Raw genomic sequence first — 23,000 nt, forward strand, 5'->3', positions numbered from 1 at the left:
TCGCGTTAATTCGTATGACTAGCCAAACAGCGCATGCAGATGCAGGCTGGCGTCGTCGTAATCACTGCGCTCAAAGATGCCCTGTTGCAGGAAGGCTTCCATTTGCGGATAGAGCGTGATCGCTTTATCAAGCATTGGGTCACTGCCCGCGGCATAAGCACCGACGCTGACCAGATCGCGGTTACGCTGGAAGCTGGAGAGCAACTGCTTAAACTGGCGCACCCGCGCATAGTGGTTCTCATCGATCAGCGAGGTCATCGCTCGGCTGATCGAGGCTTCTATATCAATGGCCGGATAGTGACCCGCTTCGCCCAGCCGACGCGACAGCACAATGTGGCCGTCGAGAATGGCGCGCGCCGAGTCGGCGATCGGGTCCTGCTGATCGTCGCCTTCGGTCAGGACGGTATAGAAGGCGGTGATCGAGCCGCCACCGTCGATGCCGTTACCGGCACGCTCAACCAGCGCAGGCAGTTTGGCGAATACGGAAGGCGGATAGCCTTTGGTGGCCGGCGGCTCACCAATCGCCAGCGCGATCTCACGCTGCGCCATGGCGTAGCGGGTCAGGGAATCCATAATCAGCAACACATGCTGGCCGCGGTCGCGAAAATCTTCTGCGATACGAGTGGCGTAAGCGGCACCCTGCATACGCAGCAGCGGCGAAACGTCGGCCGGGGCGGCGATCACCACCGAACGGGCGCGGCCTTCAGCGCCGAGAATGTTCTCGATAAAATCTTTTACTTCGCGGCCACGTTCGCCAATCAGACCGACCACAATGACGTCCGCTTTGGTGTAGCGCGCCATCATGCCAAGCAGCACGCTTTTACCCACACCCGAACCGGCGAACAGGCCCATACGCTGTCCGCGACCGACCGTCAGCAGGGCGTTGATCGCCCGCACGCCGGTATCCAGTACGTCGGTGATCGGCGTACGCTGCAGCGGGTTAAACGGAGGAGTGTTCAGCGGCGCGCGATAGCCGGTATCCGGAGACGGCAGGCCGTCCAGCGGACGCCCGCTGCCATCGAGTACGCGGCCCAGCAGTTCCGGCCCCAGCATCATCTGTTTGCCCGCCTGCGGGTTCTCTCCGTTCTGGCGCGCATAGACCCGCGCTCCTGGTAAAATGCCGTCCACTTCTTCCAGTGGCATCATCAGCAGCTTCTGACCGTTGAATCCCACCACTTCGCTTTCGATTTCACTGATGGTTTTGCCATCGTTGCGTTCGATTACGCAGGTCGCACCCAGCGGCAGCTGTAAGCCGGTCGCTTCCAGCACCAGGCCGGTGGCACGGGTCAGACGGCCATAACGGCGCACCGGCTGCACCTGGGCAATGCGTTTCTCAAAGGCGTCGAGCGAGCCGAGCCAGCGATTCAGACGAGTGGTCATTACAGTTCTCCCGGTGCGGCAAGACGGCAGAGTTCCTGCCAGCGCGTCGCGACGCTGGCATCCAGGTCGCCATCTTCTGCGCTGAGTTTACAGCCGCCAGGATGCAGGGTGCTGTCAGCGATCAGCCGCCAGCCGTGCAGATCCAGCGTCGGACCCAGGGTCTGCTCGATGCGTTGTAAGTCATCCGGGTGAACACGCAGTTGCGGTTTGCCGCTGAACATCGGTTCCTGCTGCAGTAAACCCTGAATCTGACGCAGCAGGGCGGTGCCATCCACCGTGGTCGCCTGACCAATCACCGAACGTGCCGCTTCCAGCGCCAGCTGCATAAGACGAGCCGCAATCACGCTGTCCAGCGATTCCAGCGTGTTCTGAAACTCGGTTACCAGCTGCTGCATACGCGCCTGAAGCGGCGCCTGCTGCTGCTGGGCATCGGCCAGACCCTGCTGAAAACCGGCGTCGTAACCGGCTTTCTGGCCTTCGGTTACACCCTGCTGATAGCCTTCGTTGTAACCCTGGCCCTGTGCCTCTTTGCGCATCTGCTGCTGCAGGCGTTCGAGCTGCTGTTGCTGCTCATCAACGCCATCTTCAGTTTCGTAAATTTCTGGCTGCAGCTCCGGTTCAGCAGGCTCATCGAAACGGCCTAAATCAGTGGGCTGCCACAGCTGCCAGGGGCGCGCAGAAAATGCATCAGACATAAGTTTCCTCGCCACCACCAATCACCATCTCGCCTGACTCGGCAAGGCGGCGTACCACCAGCAGGATCGCTTTCTGTTCGTTTTCCACTGCGGACATACGCACCGGACCACGGTTGGCCAGATCGTCGCGCAGGATGTCGGCCGCACGGGCTGACATGTTTTTGAGGAACTTCTCGCGCAGTGGCTGTTCGGCACCTTTCAGTGCAACCAGCAGCTGCTCGGACTCCACTTCCTGCAACAGACGCTGGATGCTGCGGTCGTCCACTGCCACCAGGTTTTCGAACAGGAACATCTCGTCGATAATTTTCTGCGCCAGTTCGCCATCGAAGTCGCGTACGGCTTCGATAACCGCCTCTTCCTGCTGCGTTTTCATCAGGTTGATAATTTCGGCTGCGGTTCTCACGCCGCCCATCTTCGCACGCTTGAGGTTGGTGCCATCCAGCAGGCCGTTCAGTACTTCGGTCAGTTCGGCCAGCGCGGCTGGCTGGACACCACCGAAAGTGGCGATACGCAGCATCACGTCGTGGCGCAGACGTTCGTCGAAAAGCGCCACAATATCGGCGGCCTGAGCACGCTTGAGGTGGACCAGGATGGTGGCGATGATCTGTGGATGCTCGTCGCGAATAAGGTCGGCAGCAGCCTGCGGCTCCATAAAGTTGAGCGTTTCCATGCCGCTGGTGGTTTCGCGCGTTTCGAGAATGTCCTCCAGCAGGCTGGAGGCGCGCTCTTCGCCCAGCGCACGGGTCAGCACAGAACGCAGGTATTCGTTGGAGTTCAGGCTCAGCGCCGCGAACTGCTCAGCATCCGCTTCGAACTCACGCAGCACTTCAGTCAGCTGCTTATGCGACACCTGACGCATATTGGCCATCGCGCCGCTCAGGTGCTGGACCTCACGCTGGTTCAGGTGTTTGAAAACTTCCGCAGCGCGCTCTTCGCCAATGGTCATCATCAGGATGGCGCTTTTTTCGGTTCCGGTCAGACTCATAGCTCTTTACTCATCCATTCGCGAATTACCAGCGCTACAACGCGCGGATCGTTTTCTGACATGTCGCGGATGCGTTGACTCATCACTTCTGCGCTCATGCGGTTGGTAGACTTACGTTCCTGATCCAGCTCATCTTTGCTGAGCTGCACATTAAAGGCTTCTTCTTCCGGCTGCTCAGTCGCTCGGGCGGCAACGGCTTCCGCGGCGGCTTTCTCTGCGGCCTGTTTGCGAACCAGATGCGGACGAACCAGTTTGCGGTAAAGGATGAAGGCTACCAGGGCAATCAACAGCCACTTACCGGCGTTCATCAGCTGATCAAAGAACGACTGCTGTTGCCAGAAGGGCAGATCGGTGGTCACCGGTTCAGTGGTGTTGAACTGCGAGTTCACCACGTTGATGCTGTCGCCACGGTTCTGGGAGTAACCCATCGCTTCGCGGGTCAGATCTTCAATCTGCTTCAGCTGCTGTTCGTTCAGCGCAACCGCTTTGCCTTTATCATCTGCACGGAAGTTCACCACGACCGCAACCGACAGACGCTGTACGTCGCCAACGTTGACCTTGGTATGACGAATGGTGCGATCCAGTTCGTAGTTCACCGTGTCGTCACGACGCGAATTGGTCGGTCCGGCACTGGCCGCTGCGGTGCTGGTGGTCTGGTTAGCGTTATTCGCCGCGTTGTTCTGACCGTTAGCATTCTGACCATTGGCGTTCTGGCCATTGGCGGCATTGTTGTTCGGCGTCGTCACCGGCGCAGTGTTAGCTGGCGCAGGCTGGTTAGAGAGCGCGCCCGGCACGCCGCCCGGATAAGGGCTGCCTGACTGGTCGCTGGTACTGGTCTGACGCGAACGAATCGCTGAGTTCGACGGATTAGCGTTAGGCTGATATTTCTCGTCGGTCTGCTCGGCGGTGTCGAAGTTAATCTGCGCGGTAACCTGCGCATGCACATTGCCCTGACCGAGAATCGGATTCAGGATCGCTTCGATACGTTGCTGGTAGCGTGCTTCAACTTCAGAGGCATACTTGAGCTGTGCATCATTCAGGTCGCGACCGGCGGAGTCAGAGCGGGTCAGCAGGCGACCGGTCTGATCGACCACGGTGACGTTGCCCGGCGGTAAACCGGCGACGCTGCTTGAGACCATGTGGGCGATGGCCTGAATCTGGCCTTCATCCAGCGCACGGCCAGGCTGCAGGGTTAAGGTGACAGAAGCGGATGGCGCTTTCTGCTCACGCACAAATAAGGTTGGTTTTGGCATCGCCAGATGAACACGGGCGCTTTTAACCGGGCCGAGTGATTCGATGGTACGAGCCAGTTCGCCTTCCAGCGCGCGCTGGTAGTTAACCTGCTCGCTGAACTGGCTGATACCGAACTTCTCTTTATCCAGCAGCTCAAAACCCACCGAGCCGCCTTTCGGCAGACCCTGCTGAGCCAGACGCAGACGCAGCTCATGCACGTTCGCTTCCGGCACCATCAGCGCGCCGCCATTTTCGGCGAAGCGATAAGGGATGTTCATCTGCGTCAGCTGCGTGACGATGGCACCGCCATCTTCATCTGTAAGGTTGTTATAAAGGACGCTATAGCTGGGCTGCTTCGCCCAGAGCACCATCGCGATCACTATCGCCACAACGGCGGCGGCAGCGACGATTAAAGGAATACGCGGATTTGCGCGCAGGCGAGCGAGCAGGTCACCGAAGCCTTTCTTTTCTTGTTCTGTTGTGGCGGCTGTACTCGCATTCATGACCGATTCCTGCCTGACGTAATTGACCGGGTAAGTTGAGATGGCAAAACAGACTCCCTGACCTGCGTAGATAAAATTTCCACTTCAATGCCAGGCATTATTAAGTGATAAGGAAAATTCGATGGCTGGATAAGGTAGGTTTTTTGCTGTCATTTAGCGGCTTTGTCTCATTGACAACGTGCTAACTTTTCCCCACAGAAAAAATATCATCCTCCTTTATAAGGTATCGTTCATGTCCATTCAGGCAATTGACGGCGTACTGCAGCAGCTTCAGGCGACCTCACTGCAGGCCAGCAACCGCAGCAGTGAAGCCCCTAATCAGATCGATTTCGGTGCGACTATGAAAGCGGCGCTGGATAAGATCAGCGAGACGCAGACCACCGCCCGCACCCAGGCGCAGGATTTTGAGATGGGGAAACCGGGTATCGCGCTTAATGACGTGATGGTCGATCTGCAGAAATCGTCAATCTCAATGCAGATGGGTATTCAGGTCAGGAACAAGCTGGTGTCGGCGTATAGCGAAATTATGAATATGCAGGTTTAGTGAGCTGATTCCGCTGAACAAGGCACGTCTGCGTGGTGGCGATTAGGGGAGTGGGATGCCCGCATCAACGCGGATCACTTTGCTGAGTCTATGACCCTGTACTGGCGATAATGCAGGTGTCATTGACTATACTGCTCTTTATTACGAGCCGTGCAGCAGGGAACTCACTCTTCGGTGCAGGCGACCCGACACCTCATCACCCATCAGCAGGACGCCAGCCCAATGCTAAAAAAACTTATCCTTATCGCATCGTTAATCAGCTTATCTCTCCCAGCCTTTGCTGCCACGCAGTGCGGGCCGTTCTCTCTTAAACCTGACAAGAGCGGCTGGTTCTCGGTGAATGGAGAACGCGCAAAAACGCAGAAAGTCACCTTTGCGAAAGAGAAGGGCGACTACGACAACGCGACGGTCAAACTGCTGGTGAAAAACAGCAAAGCGCCAGGGATGGTGGATATGGAGCTGACGAACCGTGAGGGCAAAGGGCTGTTAAGAGCTGAAATCGTCCGCACCAGCCAGAGTCAGATCCGCATACGAGGGGCCTATGATTGCGACAAGGTCAGATGATGCCGACGTCAATGACTGCAGGGATTAGCACCTGAAACGCAGCGCTGCAAGCACCCTAATATGAGAAGCGGGGTCAGAGGCTACAGATTCGGCTTGTGCAGCGTCAAGACTGACAGCGATAAAAATTGCTTAGTCGCTACTGCAATCATTTCATTTTGGCCGGGTTGCGTTTACTCCTCCTCAGCATTAATTGGTTAACTGAACCGATTTCATCACAATCAAAAAGGTCCTTTGCATTCCGTAACCATGGCTGAAACTGCCTTATTCATATCTGATGCCTGTGAATCGGAATAGAAAGTGGCAATGATTTGAGACTGGTGGGTCGGACAATCTCAAACTATTCAATCACGGCGTTATCTGGCTGCTCAAAATTGAAACTTTTTATTCCACCCGGCAAAATATCATCCTGCTCCAGCACCAATTTCTGGGCCAGCAGGGCCAGGGCTATAATAAAATTTCTTTATTTTTATGAAGGGTGGGATCTATCCACTGTTTTGTGTAAGAATCTGACCAGCCAGAATTTTCTGTTTTATGTGATTTTTTTACTAATCATGATGCTTTTCTTTTCAATAGTGATATACATAATACACGATATAAACATCACAAGAATGAAAGCAATGAAAAGCGAGTAAAAATAAGGGATCCCTAAACTTTCCAGCAATATGAGAATGCAATATCCGATAACAGAATGCAGTGCATAAAAGGAATAACTTATCTCTGAGAGAAACGACATTACTTTATTCTCTTTGAATTGATTATTCATTAAGTATGCGGTAAAAAAGAATATATACCCATAAATATAGTTTATTCCTGTACCGACAAATTGATTAGCTTGTGGCCCAACTCGCCAGGTTATTGCTATACATAGAGCAACCACAAATGTTGATGCTATAAACTCACCCACAGGGATTTTTTTCTCAAACAGAAAGTTAATCAGAATGCCCAGTACCATATAAGAGACATATGTCATTTCAATTTTTAACGCATCAAACGAAAAATGACCGGGTTCAGAGGAGCCAATTTGGAAATGGCTTGTGACTAAAGTCATTATCATGACCATAAATGGCAATGCCATAACATGTGTTATCTTTGCGCTTTTAATAGCACTATAAAGCATTGCACAGCATAGATAAAATTTTATCTCAATGGACAAAGTCCAGTTAACATAGTCAATACTTTCATAGTTGAATATTGAGGATAGTAACGTGGCATTGAATATAAATCGGGTAAGGCTAATGTCCGGATTGCTTCCCCAATAGTAATGGCTGATTGTATAGATTGAAATCATAATGACAGAGCATGCAATGTAAGTAGGGTATATCCTCATCGCTCTGGCTTTTAAATAAGCAAGTCTGGATTTTTTCTTAATAGAATAAGAAATAACAAAGCCACTAATAAGGAAAAAAATCGAAACTCCAAAAGGACCATAGTTAAAGTAGGGTAATGGAGGCAATAATGCCATATAATATGCTGCATTACCCTCAGCATGGATGGTTGCACCAGTCACACGGCTAATAAACTGATGATCTAACGAGTAGATTCCGAACCAATGGACAATGACTACGCACAAAAATGCAATAGCACGGAGTTGGCCTGCAAACACAACGCGTGACGAGCTGATGGCAGATCCGGCAGTTGCAATCGTGTTGACAGACGGACTATCGATCTCGGGCGTAACTTGCGACATGCAAGTATCCTCAAAATAATCATAATCAAAACGTAAATCTCTGATAATTTGATGTAAAAATCAAGCGAATGATGAGAAAAATCCCATTTTTGAAAAAGAATTTAGCATTCCGATTTTTTTTTGATAAAAAAGCAATTATTTTACAAGGAGTTAGTTTAATTTTGCAGTGTATTGAGATGATGTGATCAGATTTTCTTGACTCCATCATCGCTTATGGGAAATTGGCCAATCATGCCATTTATATGATGATGCCAGGTATGATTTTTTAGCGTACCAGGACTGGTGACTAAGTTCATCTATTCTGGCATCCATCAGTATTTGAGTCAGCAGTATTTGAATACAGAAGTACCAGATTTATGCGGCTGCTACATGATAGAATAATAATGCAATACTATTGGGAAATGATCAAAATAAATACGCCAGGTTAATTTATTAGTTTAGGAAAAATACTACTATTCAATATTTTTTACGCATGATTCAGAAAAGCACACTAAATAGCTTAGTTAAAAAAATAATAGCTTTCCGTGACAATGAGTTAATTTATATAGCGGAGCAGGCAATGTATTAAACAGTCATGCTGAGAAATGTTATGTGCGTTAATTGTTTTATTAATTATTGGAACAGGTTTTTATTCAGAAGCATCTGAAAGGCTGTTATAAACTGTATCGTTTGATGGTATGTCATATCGTTTAGTCTGCTATATTTCGTATTAGAAAAACGGTTTTTCTATTATGAGGTGTAGAATTTTCCGTTATATTTCCTTGAGTCTGCATGATATGAGACTGGTTCAAATAAGCGCGCCCGCATCGGGGCGCGTAAGTACAAGTAATTAACCCGCTTTGTAAGGATCTTTTTTGTCATCCTGGCTGTCATCATTTTTGCGCGGCACTTCGCCATGATCTTTCGGCGCATCAGTGGCAGGATGATCATCTTCCTCGTAAGCATTACCAGCGTTTGGCGCGGCTTCCGGCAGGCTTTTGCTGACATCACCTTCTTTCTTACGTTCTTCATTCGTATTGTGCTTAAACATAACTCTCTCCTTTTATTCCAGTCTCTTAAGTTTAGACCAGCACTGACATCCCGCATGCGCAGCGGATTAAAGAAGAAAAAAAGCCCGCCAGAGGCGGGCTAATCGGAGTTTCTCTCATACTGAACACGTCATTTTCGATGTTTGGGTGTGTACAGCAGGATTATGCTAACCGGGAATCCCTGATGCAGTAATGGACAAACCTGTCATGTCGCTTGCGGCAGGTCACATTCCCGTCGATAAACAGATCGATAAATAAATTCGATTGAACGGATTAACAAAAGGCATATAGTGGCTTGCGTTACCAGGAGATAGAAATTATGTTAAGAGACTATTTAAAGATTGAAGCTGAAGATCAGTTAATCGAACAACGCTCGCTGAGCCTGAAAAATCGTGGTCAGGAAGAGGTCACCGAATGGATTATTGTAAATAGCCAGGGAGTTAAAAAAGGCGGCGTAACCCTGTTCGATAAACTCAGTACCCGCCGCTCATGGCCCGTCAATTACCGCATTATGCAGACCGATCTGCAGGGCAAAGTGGTGGTAGATCAACTGACCGATGCCCTGTAGTTGCCCGGCGATAATCTCAGCCACCGTTGTACAATGAAAAGTGAACCCGCGCCCGGCGGGTTTTTTTATAGCTGGCGGTAGCGCCGCAGTTCCACCAGCGTACCAATCAGCTTCAGGCTGTCCCGGCTGGAATGCAGCTCAGGGAAGTTGATATTGACCGGTGCCAGTTCAAACTGCATGACGCCATTTTCAATGCCGCGCTGACGCCAGGTGCGTAGCAGCGCGGCCTGTTGCTGCAATACCAGCACGCAGTCGCCGGGCTGAGGTGACTGCCTGGGATCGATGATCACCACATCATTCCGCAGAATCGCGGGCGTCATCGCCTGTTCTTCAACCCGGAAGGCAAAGCTCTGCTGCGAAAGCGCCATGTCGTTGTGCATCAGCAATTCATGCCGGACGGAACCGGCCTCGTTCAGCCATTGCGGCACGTCGCGCTGTGCAAGCAGTGGGATCTGGTGCAGACCACTCCAGGCGCTTTCGCTGAAAACAGGTCCATCCCCATCTATCAGAAAAGCCGGTGCGCAGCCCAGCGCTTCAGCGAGCCGCAGCAGGTTCTCACCGCGCGGCAGCGTCTCCTCTTTTTCCCATTGAGAAATCGCCACATGGGACACTTTTACCTGTTGCGCCAATTGCTTCTGCGTTAACTGCAGCGATTTACGTCGGAGTCGGATGCGGTCACCCAGCGTTTCGTTTTTCATAAGCTTGACTTTTTGGTTGAGAGTGACTTAAGTATACTTAAGCCTGGTATTTAAGCAATCTTAAATTTCATGCGGGGGACGTGGCTAAGCAGCACGCAGTAAGTTCCAGAGACCTTACCGTACAAAGGGGTGTGGCATGGAAAGTAGTCTGATTACCAGTATGGGTGCGTTAGTTCTGGGTGGGGGGGCTGCAGCGCTGTTCTGGAAACCGTTATTGGCGGGAATAGCGTCAATCGTAACCAGTAATCGAGCCGGCGGCGAAATTATTACCAGCTACAAAGAGCAGGTGGTGTTGCTGAAAGAGAGCAACCTGCTGATACGGGAGGAGAACGATGAACTACGCGAACGGCACGACAGGAATCTGCGGCGTATCTCGACACTCGAAACGGATCTTCGGTTAATCAAGAATGCGGTAGGGATTTTACTGGCAATGACCGAAACCGATCAGAACGATAAATTTCGTAATGAGATTGATCGGCTTATCTCAACTCTGGAGGATCGCAGTGATGGCCATGATTAATAGCACTAAGGCACCTATGTCTTACCGGCGCAAAGTTATCCTCGGCTGCGTATTGCTGAGCTGTTCGATGATTTGCATCCTGATGACGATCATTTTTCTCTACGTCAGTAACACCGCAAACAAGCGGGTCGAGGAGATTCGGGCGGATTACCGCTTAATTGCGGCGCGGCGTGATGACAGAGTGGAGCTGCTGACCGATCAGGTTGCAGCAATACAGCACAAGCTGGATGCAATACCGGATCGCATAGCCGACAAAACGGTCATAAAAGTCAAAGAGGTCGTCACTGAGAGTGAGGTGCCAGCCGTGAAATCCGGTCATAAACCATAACTTCCGATTATTCTTAATGCGGCTTCGCTATTATCGACTAGTTTTAAATATCCGGGCAACATTTTGTACCTGAATGCAGGCCCGCTGATTGGCCGGTTGATGAACCGCTAAGCCTACTCACTTTGGATAGATGACCAGAAGGAAATTTAGCATGAGCGATTCAACAGAAACCAAGACCAAAACTGAATATCTGCGTGACGTGACTTCTCAGCTAAAAGAGATGCGTCACTATGCTCAGACCAACACCGAAACCCTTTCCAGCCAATGGTTAGCGTTTGATGCCGGTGAGTATAAAGACAAGACCAACGCCGACCGAATCGATGCGCTGCTCAATAAGCAGGGTAAACTGCTGGAAGATCTGGATGCCGCGATTCAGGACATCGAGATTGAAATTAATCACAGCGAGCAGGAGAGCTAAGTCATCTCCCGCTAACTGATGTGGTGGTCGTTAAGGGATTAATCGGCCACCAGCCACATTTCCGCTTCGTCGAACATCTCTTCAACAATCCGCGCAACCGTCGCTTTATCGTTCTTACTCAAATCAGTATCAATCGCATTACGTTCCATCGGCTTGACCTTAACTTCAATGTCAGGAAACACCCGATGCACCCGCTTTTCCAGCTCCTCACGAATCATCTCGCGGGCACCCGGTAAACCGGCAACGTTGCGCTTGTCATAAATCAACTCAACAAACATGATGGCAATCCATTCAGGGCAAAATCGCTGACATATAATACTGTAAATAAAAACAGTGGCAAGGCGGCGTGCCCGATTTCGCGTAAATTTTTATCTCGCATAAACCTCAATCTTCGACTAGCAAAATGCGCACGCATCGCGACATAATGGCGGCTTACTTTTAGGAGGTCCGCGATGCGACAACTGGTAATTGATATTCTGCTAAAACTGGCAAAGATGGACGTCGATGCAAAAGAGTTGACGGCGCAACTTGAAGCGCAGTCTCTGCTGGTTGCAGCGCTGCTGGTGCAGGCGAAACAGGACAACTCGCTGACCATTTCAGAAACGGTGCAGGATGCCATTATTACCGCGTCGAAATCTTCGACCGATTTTCTGCAGTCTGATGTGGATCTGTTGCTGACGCATATTAATCGTCTGCTGGCGGTAGCAAGTTATGTTGAAGTAAAGGGTAAGGCGACGGAAGGTGAGGGGTAGGGGCGGATAAAAAATTCGCCTCTGGAGGTGGAATTGAGACAACACCTGCAGAGGCAGTGCATAAGCACTATTCGTTAAAGGACAATCACGACCTTAGTCGCACGCCGAAGTTATACACTTTCCCCCGGTTAGTACAACTTTATCTGCAGTGCCTGAACTGGTTGGAGGTGTTTGACAAATGCAACTTCAACGCGGCCCTGATTACAGCTCGTTTTTGATGCAAAACTCTTCCCAGCTCATCCCCAGTGACTCAGCATGAGATTTGAGATAAGTCTCGATAGCCTCAGCCGCCACCGCTTTATCCGGCTCAGCGAGCTGAATAGAAAAGATCATTCCATCCAGATTCTTCTGCCGCAAAAAGGCCGCATAGATGCGCTCGGCATGCCATTCGCGCAGCTGTCGCAGTGACAGGTTAGCTGCACGGGCGTCGCTCTCTGTTAATTCATCAAGTGCAGACTGAAAGTCGGGATGCGCGGTAAAAAACATCTCGCGCGCCTGGGCATAGTAGGCTTCTGGCGTTTTCATATTCATATTCCTGAAAGTCTGTTGCAGCGCGTCAGTGTAGCGGGTTGTCTTCCGCTTGTCAGGCGTGACAACGGCGGGGCTTTGCATCAGTTCAGCCTCTGAACTTCCGGTCAAAAACCTGACCGTGAGCCTCGCTGCGGGTTAAATTCTGGCGCAATCAGGGTCTGCGTGGTGTTTGAACACCCAGATACCTTGCGCAACGCGGTGGAAAAATTATAACGTAGCCGCCATTGATGGGATCTTAGGGATTAAACATGAAAAAGTGGATGCTGATTGCCGCGCTGGCACTGAGTGGCTGTGCACAAATCAACGATTATGAGAATGCGGTGCAAACACCGGCGCCTGCTGAACTGCAGGGAACCTGGCAAACCGTCGGCCCACAGAGCAGCCTGATCAGCGATAAGGCGATAGCCAGTGTGATCATCAATGCGGATGGCAGCACGCTGGACTGCCGTCAGTGGATGCGAGTGATTGCGAAGCCGGGCAAACTGACCCGGTTAAGCGGCGATTATGTCAATGTAACGCGTCAGGTGCGGGTGATGCCGCTGGTCGTGGAGAATGGCGAGCTGAGCTATGACAGGATGACCCTGCGTAAAGTGGCGCGTCCGACCGTTGAGTGTCAGCAGGCACTTGACGAGGTGGCGAAGCAGCCGAAAGCCGCGGTGATTCAGAACATCGAACCGCAACTGCTGCGCACACCGATTACAGAAAATAACGCGAAGTCGTAACGGCCGACCCATAATAAAACCGCCCCGACGGGCAGAGCGCACTTTACGCTTCTGTCTGCCGGGGCGGTTTTAGTTTTGAGTCATTTCTTCTGCAACGAGCTTATTCTGCAACCACCCAGACGCTGACACTGCCACCGTTACAGACAAAGACCGCCGTGCCGTGCTCGTCGGCAGTAATGGTCTCTTCACGGTTACCCAGATGATCGCGCCAGACCTTGCCAGCAAAACCTTCTCCCATCGGCACGCTTTTCTCACCGGCATCGCCGTTCGACATGATCACCACACAGCCTGGCTGTGTTTCGGTGCCGCTGCGGCTGAAGGCCACGCAATTTGGGTGATCAAAATAGTCGGTCTGCACGCCCCAGCCATACTGCTGGCGCGCCCGGATCAATCCTTCCAGTTCAGGGATCACCGGCATCTCAATTTTGTGCTTCTCGCCGTCGCCGCCTTCATCTTCATAGGTCGCCCCGAACAGGTCGGGATAGAAGATGGTGGGCACACCCTGTTCACGCAACAGGATCAGCGCATAGGCCAGCGGTTTGAACCAGGCTTCTACCGGTGCTTCCAGCGACTGCAGCGGCTGGGTGTCGTGGTTAGCCACGATCGTCACGGCATGCCACGGATCAGCGACCACCAGCGAGTTAGCAAAGATCTGGCTCATATCGTAGGCGCTGCCCGCAGTTGAGGCCTGGTGAAAGTTCATGTGCAGTGGTGCATCAAACAGCATGGTTTTGCCTTCCACCTGATGCACATACTCCTGCAGCTTCTCCGTTTCAAACGACCAGTATTCCGCGACGATAAACATCGGCTCCTCAGCAACCTCCTGAATATGGTCGATCCACTCTTTGTAGAACCAGGCCGGGATATGTTTTACCGCATCGAGACGAAAGCCGGTGCAGGGCACCTGTTCCATCACCCAGCGCGCCCAGTATTTGAGCTCTTCCCTGACCGCGTTGTTGCGAAAATCGATGTTGGCACCCATCAGATAGTCGAAATTACCCAGTTCGTTATCAACCTGGTCGTTCCAGCCTTCAGCGGTGTAGTCATTGATGATTTTGAATACGCCGTTTCCGTCCGGATTTTCGATGTGGTCTACGCCGCTAAAGCATTTGTGGTCCCAGACAAATTTCGAAAACTCCCCGGCGCGCGCCGGAAAAGTGAATTTCGTCCAGGCCTCGCACCCGACCACCTCGTCGTAGATTTCGTCGCGGTTATCGGGATTGACGCGGTTAACGCTGATCGCCTCTTTCTCGTCGGCACCCATTTTGTGGTTGAGCACCACATCCAGCAGCACCCCAACGTTGTGACTGCGCAGGGCTTCTGTTGCCGCCAGTAACTGCTGTTTGTTGCCATATTTGGTGGCAACACCCCCTTTCTGATCAAATTCACCCAGGTCAAACAGATCGTAGCTGTCGTAACCGACAGAATAGCCCCCCGAATCCCCTTTGTAGCACGGTGGCAACCACGCCATGGTGATACCTATTTCGCTGAGCCAGGCCGCACGATCGGCGACTTCCGGCCACAGTTTGCTGCCATCCGGGTAATACCAATGGAAAAACTGTAATAACGTTGGGTTTTGCATGTACCACACTCCAGGGGATGATGAAAATCAAGTATGGAGTAAGCGGCAAAAAAGAGACGCCGCGCAGAAAAATAAATCTGGCGGCGTGACAGAGCAGGGGATCAGGAGAGGGTTTCGTGCGGCACCATAACAACGCCGCCTTGATTGCTATAAGCGGACATCACCGATTTCTGGCGACTGTTCTGACCCACCAGTGAGGCCAGCTCATCCATCCGCGCCTGCAGCAGACGTTTCACTTCACATTCGTTGTCGAGAATACGGCGCAGCACCGGACGTAACTGCTCCTGAGTCTGTGCCGACGGCGACACGGCTTCTGTCGATTGGGCTAAGTTCTGCACCGCACTGACATACTCCATCTCCCTGCTGATCAATTCATCCCATTCGCCTTGTTCTGCATGACGCAGCATTCCCTGGCTGAGATCGAGTAACTGTTGGTAAACGGTAATCAGATGCGGTGCAGTAGTCATTAAACGGCGTCCTGAATCAGGTTAGGTTGAACCACTTCTTTCCACGCGTCAGCAATGTTGCGCAGCAGGCCTTCGACCTCCTCAACCGCTGCAACATCATTGTTCAGGTTGGCATGCAACAGGCGACGCGTCATGTAGTTGTAAAGATCCAGCAGATTATCGGCCAGCTCATCACCACGGTTTTCTGTCAGGCCCTCTTTCAGGCCGGCTTCAATGATATTGATCGCTTTGGAGATCGAGTTGCCTTTGCCTGCAATATTGCCATCCTGCATAAACAGGCGGGCGCGGATTAACGCGCTCAGTGCACCGTCGAACAGCATCACAACCAGCTGCTGCTGGCTGGCGCTCATCACGGCGCTTTCTACGCCAATTTTTGCATAGGCTTTGGTGCCTGTAGCGCTGTACATGGTCACTCCTATGATTTATTAGAACTTGAGGTATCGAACTGCTGCGTCAGATACGTACTGGTCGAGTTGAGTTTACTGATGGCCAGATCCAGCTGGGTAAACTGTGTTTTATAACGTGCGATATCCGCATCAATGCGATCGCTGGTGGTGTTATAGAGGGCCGTTAAGTTATTCAGTGTTTTGCTGACGCCATCGGTAGCGGCCTGAACAATCCCTTTAGACGACAACCAGCCCGTGACGCTGGTCGCGATTTTGGTGGTAATACCGGTGGTTTTACCGTCGCCCACGATCATCTCTTTCACGCCTGCGGCATCTTTATCCAGCGCGGCACTGACCTTAGTCGAATCAATTTTCAGTTTACCGGTCTGTGGGTCGGTTGTGATGCCAATCTGCCCCAGTGATTTGTAGGATGACGAGCTTTGCGCGTTGGTCAGCATGCTTTTCAGCTGCGTCTCAATCGTCCGTAACGTGCTGTCGCCGATCAGGGCGCCATTGCTGGCGTCCTGTGAATCCGTGTTGGTATCCACTTTGGTGTATTTGGTCAGAGTACTGAACTGATCCAGCAACGTATTGTAGGCATCCACCCAGCCGCTGATCGCGCTGGAGGCTTTTGAGGTGTCTTTAGTAATCGTCAGCGTCTGAGCGCCAGTTGTCTGCGCGGTCAGATTTAAGGTAATCCCTTCCAGCGCATCACTGATCTGGTTGCTGCTGTTCTCAATCGCAACGTTGTTAACCGTGAGCTGGGCATTCTGCGCTTTCACGCTTTCTGTCATCACATTGCTGCTGGAGGATGCGTCAAAGCCCACAATCCCCTGTAGCGTGCTGTCACCGGTGACGGCAATGGTCGCCACGGCATTATCACTGCCGGTTTTGTTGGCGCTCATAGAAAGACGGAAGCTGCCGTCTGACACCTTAATAATGGTGGCGGTGACGCCGGCATTGGCACCATTGATGGCATCACGCATACCGGTCAGCGAGGTCTGATCGCTGGAAAGCGTCACGCTTTTGCTTGATCCATCTTTTAAGGTAATCGCAATGCTGCGGCTGGCCACAGAGCTGTCGCCCAGTGCGGCAGTATTGCTGCTCTGCACCGATGAGGTCAGGACCTGCGCCTGTGCCAGCTGAGTCACATTAATCGCATATTTACCGGCCACGGTGCTGCCAGAGGTGGTGGCGCTGAACGCCGTCGAGCTGCTGGCCGCGGTGGTAGAGGTAAACAGGTCTGCACTGTTCAGCTTGGTGTTTGCGGTCTGGAAAGTCGTCAGTGAGCTTTTCAGCGTGGCATAGGCACTGAGCTTGGACGTGTAAGCCGACTGCTGTTTTGAAATTGGTGTGAGTGACGCTTTTTCAGCGGTGGTCAAACTGTCAAGCATGGTACTGAGTGGCAGGCCGGAGCCCACACCGAGGTTGCTTATACTAGCCATGTTAATTCCTTTATAAGGTCGACAGAGAAATTGATACCTGGGTTATCGGCCTTGAATAAGGAAAGTTTAAGGTTATTTGCCTTAGGGTAATGAGGTAAATAAGCACTATAGAGAAGGGTAATTCCGCGGCTAGAAAATTAATGAATTAACGCTAAAGAAGTTCGGACGGGTGGCGATAACTTAAAACGTGACAGGTTGAAGCAGAAAAATTCGCCTGGTACTAAAAAAATTCTAAAGGTTGTTAAACGGCAGACGATAACAACTTTGACGGCGCTGAAGCCGGCGGGTTGAAGCCCACACCTTAACCGAAAGACTTGATTAACAGGAAAATTCATCATGGCCCAAGTCATTAATACCAACAGCCTCTCGCTGATCACTCAGAACAACATCAACAAGAACCAGTCAGCTCTGTCTACTTCAATGGAGCGTCTGTCTTCTGGTTTACGTATCAACAGCGCGAAAGATGACGCTGCTGGTCAGGCAATTGCCAACCGTTTCACCTCTAACATCAAGGGCCTGACTCAGGCTGCTCGTAACGCCAACGACGGTATCTCTGCTGCGCAGACTACTGAAGGCGCGCTGTCAGAAATCAACAACAACTTACAGCGTGTTCGTGAGCTGACTGTACAGTCTCAGAACGGCACCAACTCTGATTCTGACCTCGGTTCAATCCAGGACGAAATCAAATCACGTCTGAGCGAAATCGACCGCGTATCTGGTCAGACTCAGTTCAACGGCGTGAACGTGCTGGCTAAAGACGGCGCAATGAAAATTCAGGTTGGCGCAAACGACGGCGAAACCATCAACATCGACCTGAAGAAGATTGACTCTTCAACTCTGGGCCTGTCAGGTTTCGGCGTCTCTAAAAACGCACTGAAAACCAGCGATGCAATCACTCAGGTTGGCGCAAGCGGTTCACTGAAAAATGTTGACCTGGCAGCTGTTGCAACTGCTCTGAAAGTAGATGCAAGCTCACTGTCACTGAAAAACGTACAGACTTCAGCTGGCGCAGCGACTGCAACTTACGTTGTCTCTTCTGGTAGCGATAACTATGCAGTTTCTGTTGATGATGCGACCGGTAAAGTTGCACTGAACACCACTGACGTTTCTTATACCGACACGGCGAACGGCGTAACTGCTGGTACCATGACCGGTCAGTTCGTTAAAGTTGGCGGCGATGCAACTGGCGCAGCACAGGGTTATGTGACTGTTCAGGGCAAAGACTACAACACCGCAGCGGGCGCAATCACTGATGGCGGCGCAACAGGTACTACTGCTGTAGCAAGCGCAATCGGCGACATCGCTGATGCGGCTAACACCAACGTGCACACGGGTTCAGCAACGTCTAACCCACTGGCACTGCTGGACAAAGCTATCGCATCTGTTGATAACTTCCGTTCAAGCTTGGGTGCAGTACAGAACCGTCTGAACTCAGCGGTAACTAACCTGAACAACACCACGACTAACCTGTCCGCAGCACAGTCTCGTATTCAGGATGCTGACTACGCAACTGAAGTTTCCAACATGTCTAAAGCACAGATCGTGCAGCAGGCTGGTAACTCAGTATTGTCTAAAGCGAACCAGGTTCCACAGCAGGTTCTGTCTCTGCTGCAGGGCTAATCGCCTTCGACCCCCATTCAAAACCCCGCCTCGGCGGGGTTTTTTTTATGCGTACGATTAACCTGGTTTTTAATCTTTTCTCTGCCAATCAATTTCCTCACTTTAATTTATCCTGACACTCACCCTCTTGCTTTTTAGCACCCTGGTTGAGCAGGTAAAAATGAAAAATATTACTGTTGTGGAACCGCTGTTTGTCACTGCCTTTAAATGTATTGGCAGTGAGTGTCGCGATCACTGCTGCAAAGGCTGGGATATCAATCTGGATAAGCCCACGGTCCGGCGCTATTTAAAAACCTCTCAGATTGAAATCAAAACCCTGGCGACCGAAAACATCGTCATTACCGGAAAAAGCGTTGCCAACTGGGGCACCATGAAGCTGAATTCATCTGGCAACTGTGCTTTTATGGGTGAAGACCTCCTGTGCAAAGTACACGCCAGTCTGGGCGCTGAGGCATTGAGTCAGACCTGCTCTACCTATCCCCGTTCAGCCAGGACGTTTAAATATGAGCGGCAAAAGACGCTGGTGCTTTCCTGCCCGGAAGCCACCCGGCAGTTATTAGCCTCACCCGATGCGATGCTATTCGAACAGACCATTCATACCCAGCCAGAAGCCAATAAAGCCAAAGATCTTGATCAGCACAAGAAGCTGCTCAATCTGATGTGTCTCAATATTGTTAAAATGAGTGGTGAGAAGCTGGATGAAGCGCTGTACGCACTGGCTACCTTTTTGCTGGCTGCTGAAAGAGTTAGTCCTGAGGAGGACTGGCTGGAAAAGATGGAGCGTCATTTTTCTGACGTGCTTGATAATCTGGCACAGGGCGAAATCAGGCGGCAGCTTGACCAGATTAAGCCTGACTATAATCTGCAATGGTCTTTACTGTTGAGATTACAGACCTGGTTCGGCGCAAAGACATACAGGCGTGCCTTTCCCACCCTGGATCACTATCTGAATAAGCTGATTTATATTTTGTCGGAAGGCGCCAAAACCGACAACGTCAGTCAGTCGATGATCCGGCTGGACAACGTCTGGCAGAAGCAGGTTATGCCCTGGCTCGCTGAGCGCCCGTGGATAATGAACAACTATATTCAGTACCGCATTTATGATGAATTTTTCCCTAATGACGAGAGTCGCAGCCCGTTACTGAGCCTGTATCTTCTCACGGCAGAATGGTTCCAGCTTAAGTCATTGATAGCCGCCAGCGTTGAGTTGGTCGGAACGATTGATGAAGAGGATATTATCAATATCATCTACAGCTACCACTCAATAACAAAACACAGTTCACAGTCGGTGAGTGCGTTTCTGGCAGAGATTAACAAGGTTAAGGTCAATGACGATTTGTCGCTGATTTACCTGCTTAAATGAATAAAAGCTCCGCAGTGGCGGAGCCTTTATTCATTACATTCCTGAATGAGACCAGGTTTTCATCGCTGGTCTGGGTTTAGCGCTCTTTTGACGCATTCCGGGTTATGCCACGGGCAGTATGCTGGTCGTTTAAGGCATATTACCTATCCGGAATACAAACCCAGCATGGAAACTTTTATCATCAATCTCGCCTCGTCAACTGAGCGTCGCGCCATTATGGCGGCGCAGTGCGATGCCGCCGGTCTCGATTATGAATTTATTCAGGCCGTGAATGGCAGCCTGTTAACGGAGGCGGAGATTGCGCAGCACACTCGCACCGTTAATTATGCATTCAAGCCGGGCGAAATAGGCTGTGCGTTAAGTCACCTCACTATTTATCGCAAAATGGTGAATGAAAACATTACTCAGGCATTGATTCTGGAAGATGACGCGCTATTAACTCCGGCGCTTTCAGCGGTATTATCCAGTACTGCACTGCAGTTGCCTGATAACAGCCCGACCGTGGTGTTGTTATCTCGCGTGAATAAATATGTCAATAACGTAATTGCGGCGGTGACGGATACGGCCGCTCTCTATCCTGTCTACAGCGCCACTACCGCACATGCCTATGTGATAAATCAGCAGGCGGCTAAGCGACTTCTCAGTCTGCTCTATCCGGTCTGGATGGCAGCTGATAAATGGTGTCTGTTTCAGGAGTACGGCGCGATAAAGCTACTGGCGGTGCATCCTGCCCCGGTGTTGCTGCATGAGGTGGCGAAGCAGACCACAATCCAGCAGATCAACGATATTGCACGGCACAACCAGCGGAAACGCGACATCTGGTCTGGTTTAATGGCAGCCCGACCGATTAGCGTCAGAGTGCGTCATCGCTATCGTCGGGCTGTGGTGCCGCTGCTTCACCGCATCGTCGAGGTCAGCGCCAGTACAGACCGTTAGATGGTAGTGCAGACCGCCCATCGTTGCAGTGACCGGGGCAGGGTGAGGCGTATATGAGCCTGTACCCTGTCGTCCTGCCCGACTCCTGAGTTCGCACCCCGGTTACAGTTCCCCCCCAGACTGCCGATAACTCCTCACAGAACAACATCATTTTTGATTTTAACTTTGTGGAGTGTCTATGCGCTTCAATTATGACCTGTTACCGGGTGAGCGGCTGACCTTTGAAGAGATCGCCCGGCGTTATGCTCTGCAATACCCTGATGATAAAGAGTTGACGGCGCGCGCCTTGCTGAGTCCGTCAACCGGCTTGCGCACGCTGAAAATCCGCGCAGTGTTTGCGCAGGAAGAGAGCAACAGTCCTCTGGAGGATCTGCTGTTCATCTCCCATGACAACGAACGTAAAAATTATCTGCGTCGCTTTGAGCACTACCTTAAGCAGAATCTCTCCTTCCTCTATTTCCGTCGCAGCGATAGCGAGAAGCGCGACAACCTGTGGAAAGTGATGGGCAGCAGCCAGGTCTTCGCGATGATCGATCCGCAATCCGCCACGGCACAGAATCTGCTTAACAGTCGCGGCTATAAACTGGTCCTGATGCATCAGGATGATGAAGACGCTTACTGGCAGCTTTTCAATCCACAGGCAGATCCCTGTTTTCCGCAGTCGCAGCGCATTCAGTTCATCGTGGTGCTGAGTACGCCGCAGCATAAAGTCCCGGCGGCAGTGATGCCGGGAACTGAGGTCGGGCGTCGTGTCAAAGCCCGGGTGCTGCAGCGCGCCAGCCAGGCGGAATTCAGCGCTGGTGTCAAAGCCCGCTACGGCGCCTGTGTGATGACCGGCACCGAGCTGACCGAACGGCATAACTGGCCGTGGGTGGAAGCCTGTCATATCGACACGCAGGAAGGGGATGACGGTGTACTGGCAGATAACAGCATCGATAACGGCCTGTTTTTACGCAGTGATTTGCAGCGGCTGTTTATTAATCGACTGATTAGCATTGATGGTGAATCGGGCGAGATTCTGGTGCATCCTGGCGAGGAGGCGCAGCAGCATCTTGCGCCCTGGTATCAGGAACTGGAAGGTCGCGTCTGCAGCCTGTGGGCTGCAGTGCCGCCCGCCACCCGGCAACGTCTGCGCGCCCGTCGTTAATCCCTGCTGAAGAGTGCAGAAGGATCTGCACTCTGACGTAACAAAAATGAAATAGCCTCGTTTTACCCCGCCTATTCAGCCAATCGAAAACGCTACAGAATTGGATAATCATGCCGATAACTTCATTAACGCAGGGTAGTCAACGTGAACGATTTCTATACCGCCGAAGGCGTGATGGACAAGCATTCGCTCTGGCAGCGCTACGTGCCGCTGGTGCGCCATGAAGCGTTGCGTCTGCAGGTTCGCCTGCCGGCCAGTGTTGAGCTTGACGACTTGCTGCAGGCGGGTGGGATAGGGCTGTTAAATGCCGTAGAGCGTTATGACGCGCTCCAGGGTACAGCCTTTACCACCTATGCCGTGCAGCGTATTCGTGGCGCCATGCTCGACGAGCTTCGTAGTCGGGACTGGGCACCGCGCAGTGTGCGTCGTAATGCACGCGAGGTGGCCGGAGCAATGCACAGAGTGGAACAGTCGCTGGGGCGTTCTGCCTCTGAGCAGGAAGTGGCGCAGCAGCTGAATGTTTCCATGGAGGAGTACCGGCAGATCCTGCTGGACACCAACAACAGTCAACTTTTCTCCTACGACGAGTATCGGGAAGAGCACGGCGACAGCGCGGAGCTGGTGACGGAAGGCCATGAAGAGGCTAATCCGCTTCATCAGTTGCTTGAAGGGAGTCTGCGTGAGCGCGTCATTGAAGCGATCGAAGCGTTACCCGATCGTGAAAAGATGGTGCTGACACTGTACTACCAGGAAGAACTGAACCTGAAAGAGATTGGGGCGGTGCTTGACGTGGGTGAATCCCGTGTCAGCCAGCTGCACAGTCAGGCGATTAAACGCCTGCGTGCCCGACTTGCGGGAGCGCGCTAGCAGTATCAGTTCCTGGCGATTCAAAATTATA

Annotated in this window: 26 protein-coding genes; 13 read left to right on the top strand and 13 right to left on the bottom strand. The window is 51.8% G+C overall.

Features of this window, described 5'->3' with window-relative positions; translation table 11 throughout:
* Nucleotides 1-18 precede the first annotated feature (18 nt).
* Genes fliI through fliF form a run of 4 tightly spaced genes read right to left on the bottom strand, consistent with a single transcriptional unit; the run spans nt 19 to nt 4,796 of the window.
* Nucleotides 19-1,380 carry a flagellar protein export ATPase FliI gene (fliI, locus tag EPG66_RS00170; protein ID WP_010247655.1) on the bottom strand — a complete coding sequence of 454 codons (1,362 nt, stop codon included), beginning with the start codon at nt 1,378-1,380 and terminating at the stop codon, nt 19-21.
* Nucleotides 1,380-2,075: a flagellar assembly protein FliH gene (gene fliH, locus EPG66_RS00175; protein ID WP_064691427.1), complete on the bottom strand. Its 696-nt coding sequence runs from the start codon at nt 2,073-2,075 to the stop codon at nt 1,380-1,382. The genes fliI and fliH overlap by 1 nt, the downstream gene beginning before the upstream one ends.
* On the bottom strand, nt 2,068-3,060 hold the full coding sequence (gene fliG / locus EPG66_RS00180; RefSeq protein ID WP_003854483.1) for a flagellar motor switch protein FliG: 993 nt from the start codon (nt 3,058-3,060) through the stop codon (nt 2,068-2,070). Before fliG ends, fliH begins: the two co-directional genes overlap by 8 nt.
* Nucleotides 3,057-4,796: a flagellar basal-body MS-ring/collar protein FliF gene (gene fliF / locus EPG66_RS00185; RefSeq protein ID WP_109650620.1), complete on the bottom strand. Its 1,740-nt coding sequence runs from the start codon at nt 4,794-4,796 to the stop codon at nt 3,057-3,059. Before fliF ends, fliG begins: the two co-directional genes overlap by 4 nt.
* 232 nt (nt 4,797-5,028) lie before the next feature.
* On the opposite strand from fliF, the gene fliE reads away from it, so the two are divergent.
* A complete protein-coding gene (gene fliE, locus EPG66_RS00190) occupies nt 5,029-5,340 on the top strand; it encodes a flagellar hook-basal body complex protein FliE (protein WP_003854485.1) in 312 nt (103 codons plus the stop codon).
* Between the two features lie 222 nt (nt 5,341-5,562).
* Complete coding sequence (locus EPG66_RS00195; protein WP_182686011.1) at nt 5,563-5,904, top strand: hypothetical protein; 342 nt, start codon at nt 5,563-5,565, stop codon at nt 5,902-5,904.
* A gap of 529 nt (nt 5,905-6,433) precedes the next feature.
* On the opposite strand, the gene EPG66_RS00200 is transcribed toward EPG66_RS00195, so the two are convergent.
* Together EPG66_RS00200 and EPG66_RS00205 are read right to left on the bottom strand one after the other, a co-directional pair.
* Nucleotides 6,434-7,591 carry an acyltransferase family protein gene (locus EPG66_RS00200; protein ID WP_182685601.1) on the bottom strand — a complete coding sequence of 386 codons (1,158 nt, stop codon included), beginning with the start codon at nt 7,589-7,591 and terminating at the stop codon, nt 6,434-6,436.
* Nucleotides 7,592-8,420: 829 nt separating this feature from the next.
* The gene (locus tag EPG66_RS00205; RefSeq protein WP_095707010.1) at nt 8,421-8,621 is read right to left on the bottom strand and encodes a hypothetical protein; all 201 of its coding nucleotides are present in this window, start codon (nt 8,619-8,621) and stop codon (nt 8,421-8,423) included.
* Between the two features lie 317 nt (nt 8,622-8,938).
* On the opposite strand from EPG66_RS00205, the gene EPG66_RS00210 reads away from it, so the two are divergent.
* Entirely contained in the window at nt 8,939-9,187 is a 249-nt protein-coding gene (locus EPG66_RS00210) for a hypothetical protein (RefSeq protein ID WP_010247633.1), read from the top strand.
* A 65-nt stretch (nt 9,188-9,252) separates the two neighbouring features.
* Here the strand turns inward: EPG66_RS00210 and EPG66_RS00215 are convergent, their stop codons facing one another.
* Entirely contained in the window at nt 9,253-9,885 is a 633-nt protein-coding gene (locus EPG66_RS00215; protein WP_083068878.1) for a helix-turn-helix domain-containing protein, read from the bottom strand.
* Nucleotides 9,886-10,021: 136 nt separating this feature from the next.
* Between EPG66_RS00215 and EPG66_RS00220 the strand changes: the two genes are divergently transcribed.
* The 3 genes from EPG66_RS00220 to EPG66_RS00230 all read left to right on the top strand — a co-directional run bounded on the left by EPG66_RS00220 (nt 10,022) and on the right by EPG66_RS00230 (nt 11,151).
* The gene (locus EPG66_RS00220; protein WP_010247627.1) at nt 10,022-10,405 is read left to right on the top strand and encodes a hypothetical protein; all 384 of its coding nucleotides are present in this window, start codon (nt 10,022-10,024) and stop codon (nt 10,403-10,405) included.
* Nucleotides 10,392-10,733 (top strand): hypothetical protein, encoded by a 342-nt coding sequence (locus EPG66_RS00225; RefSeq protein WP_083068876.1) that lies wholly within the window; start codon nt 10,392-10,394, stop codon nt 10,731-10,733. Before EPG66_RS00220 ends, EPG66_RS00225 begins: the two co-directional genes overlap by 14 nt.
* Nucleotides 10,734-10,884: 151 nt before the next feature.
* Entirely contained in the window at nt 10,885-11,151 is a 267-nt protein-coding gene (locus EPG66_RS00230; protein WP_031593418.1) for a hypothetical protein, read from the top strand.
* Between the two features lie 38 nt (nt 11,152-11,189).
* Here the strand turns inward: EPG66_RS00230 and EPG66_RS00235 are convergent, their stop codons facing one another.
* Entirely contained in the window at nt 11,190-11,429 is a 240-nt protein-coding gene (locus tag EPG66_RS00235; protein WP_003854508.1) for a DinI-like family protein, read from the bottom strand.
* A 174-nt stretch (nt 11,430-11,603) separates the two neighbouring features.
* Here EPG66_RS00235 and iraP point away from each other — a divergent pair, with 174 nt between their 5' ends.
* The gene (iraP, locus tag EPG66_RS00240; protein WP_031593419.1) at nt 11,604-11,903 is read left to right on the top strand and encodes an anti-adapter protein IraP; all 300 of its coding nucleotides are present in this window, start codon (nt 11,604-11,606) and stop codon (nt 11,901-11,903) included.
* Between the two features lie 201 nt (nt 11,904-12,104).
* On the opposite strand, the gene EPG66_RS00245 is transcribed toward iraP, so the two are convergent.
* Complete coding sequence (locus EPG66_RS00245) at nt 12,105-12,428, bottom strand: DUF6388 family protein (protein WP_008926858.1); 324 nt, start codon at nt 12,426-12,428, stop codon at nt 12,105-12,107.
* A 254-nt stretch (nt 12,429-12,682) separates the two neighbouring features.
* On the opposite strand from EPG66_RS00245, the gene yedD reads away from it, so the two are divergent.
* Nucleotides 12,683-13,156, top strand: a complete 474-nt coding sequence (gene yedD, locus EPG66_RS00250) for a lipoprotein YedD (RefSeq protein WP_039388770.1) — start codon at nt 12,683-12,685, stop codon at nt 13,154-13,156.
* 100 nt (nt 13,157-13,256) lie between these two features.
* On the opposite strand, the gene amyA is transcribed toward yedD, so the two are convergent.
* The 4 genes from amyA to fliD all read right to left on the bottom strand — a co-directional run bounded on the left by amyA (nt 13,257) and on the right by fliD (nt 17,036).
* Nucleotides 13,257-14,738 (bottom strand): alpha-amylase, encoded by a 1,482-nt coding sequence (gene amyA, locus EPG66_RS00255; RefSeq protein ID WP_182685603.1) that lies wholly within the window; start codon nt 14,736-14,738, stop codon nt 13,257-13,259.
* Between the two features lie 101 nt (nt 14,739-14,839).
* Entirely contained in the window at nt 14,840-15,205 is a 366-nt protein-coding gene (gene fliT, locus EPG66_RS00260) for a flagella biosynthesis regulatory protein FliT (protein WP_083068868.1), read from the bottom strand.
* Nucleotides 15,205-15,612, bottom strand: coding sequence for a flagellar export chaperone FliS (fliS, locus tag EPG66_RS00265; RefSeq protein WP_010247609.1), 408 nt, complete (start codon nt 15,610-15,612; stop codon nt 15,205-15,207). Before fliS ends, fliT begins: the two co-directional genes overlap by 1 nt.
* A gap of 8 nt (nt 15,613-15,620) precedes the next feature.
* Nucleotides 15,621-17,036: a flagellar filament capping protein FliD gene (fliD, locus tag EPG66_RS00270; RefSeq protein ID WP_115758912.1), complete on the bottom strand. Its 1,416-nt coding sequence runs from the start codon at nt 17,034-17,036 to the stop codon at nt 15,621-15,623.
* Nucleotides 17,037-17,372: 336 nt separating this feature from the next.
* Here fliD and EPG66_RS00275 point away from each other — a divergent pair, with 336 nt between their 5' ends.
* The 5 genes from EPG66_RS00275 to EPG66_RS00295 all read left to right on the top strand — a co-directional run bounded on the left by EPG66_RS00275 (nt 17,373) and on the right by EPG66_RS00295 (nt 22,969).
* Nucleotides 17,373-18,656: a FliC/FljB family flagellin gene (locus EPG66_RS00275; RefSeq protein WP_010247602.1), complete on the top strand. Its 1,284-nt coding sequence runs from the start codon at nt 17,373-17,375 to the stop codon at nt 18,654-18,656.
* A 160-nt stretch (nt 18,657-18,816) separates the two neighbouring features.
* Entirely contained in the window at nt 18,817-20,019 is a 1,203-nt protein-coding gene (fliB, locus tag EPG66_RS00280; protein WP_182685605.1) for a flagellin lysine-N-methylase, read from the top strand.
* 165 nt (nt 20,020-20,184) lie between these two features.
* Complete coding sequence (locus EPG66_RS00285) at nt 20,185-20,955, top strand: glycosyltransferase family 25 protein (RefSeq protein ID WP_031593426.1); 771 nt, start codon at nt 20,185-20,187, stop codon at nt 20,953-20,955.
* 178 nt (nt 20,956-21,133) lie between these two features.
* Entirely contained in the window at nt 21,134-22,102 is a 969-nt protein-coding gene (locus EPG66_RS00290) for an HNH endonuclease signature motif containing protein (RefSeq protein WP_010247595.1), read from the top strand.
* 144 nt (nt 22,103-22,246) lie between these two features.
* Nucleotides 22,247-22,969 (top strand): RNA polymerase sigma factor FliA, encoded by a 723-nt coding sequence (locus EPG66_RS00295; RefSeq protein WP_003854529.1) that lies wholly within the window; start codon nt 22,247-22,249, stop codon nt 22,967-22,969.
* Nucleotides 22,970-23,000: the final 31 nt, after the last annotated feature.

Source organism: Pantoea pleuroti (assembly GCF_014156615.1).
Classification (GTDB): Bacteria; Pseudomonadota; Gammaproteobacteria; order Enterobacterales; family Enterobacteriaceae; genus Pantoea; species Pantoea agglomerans.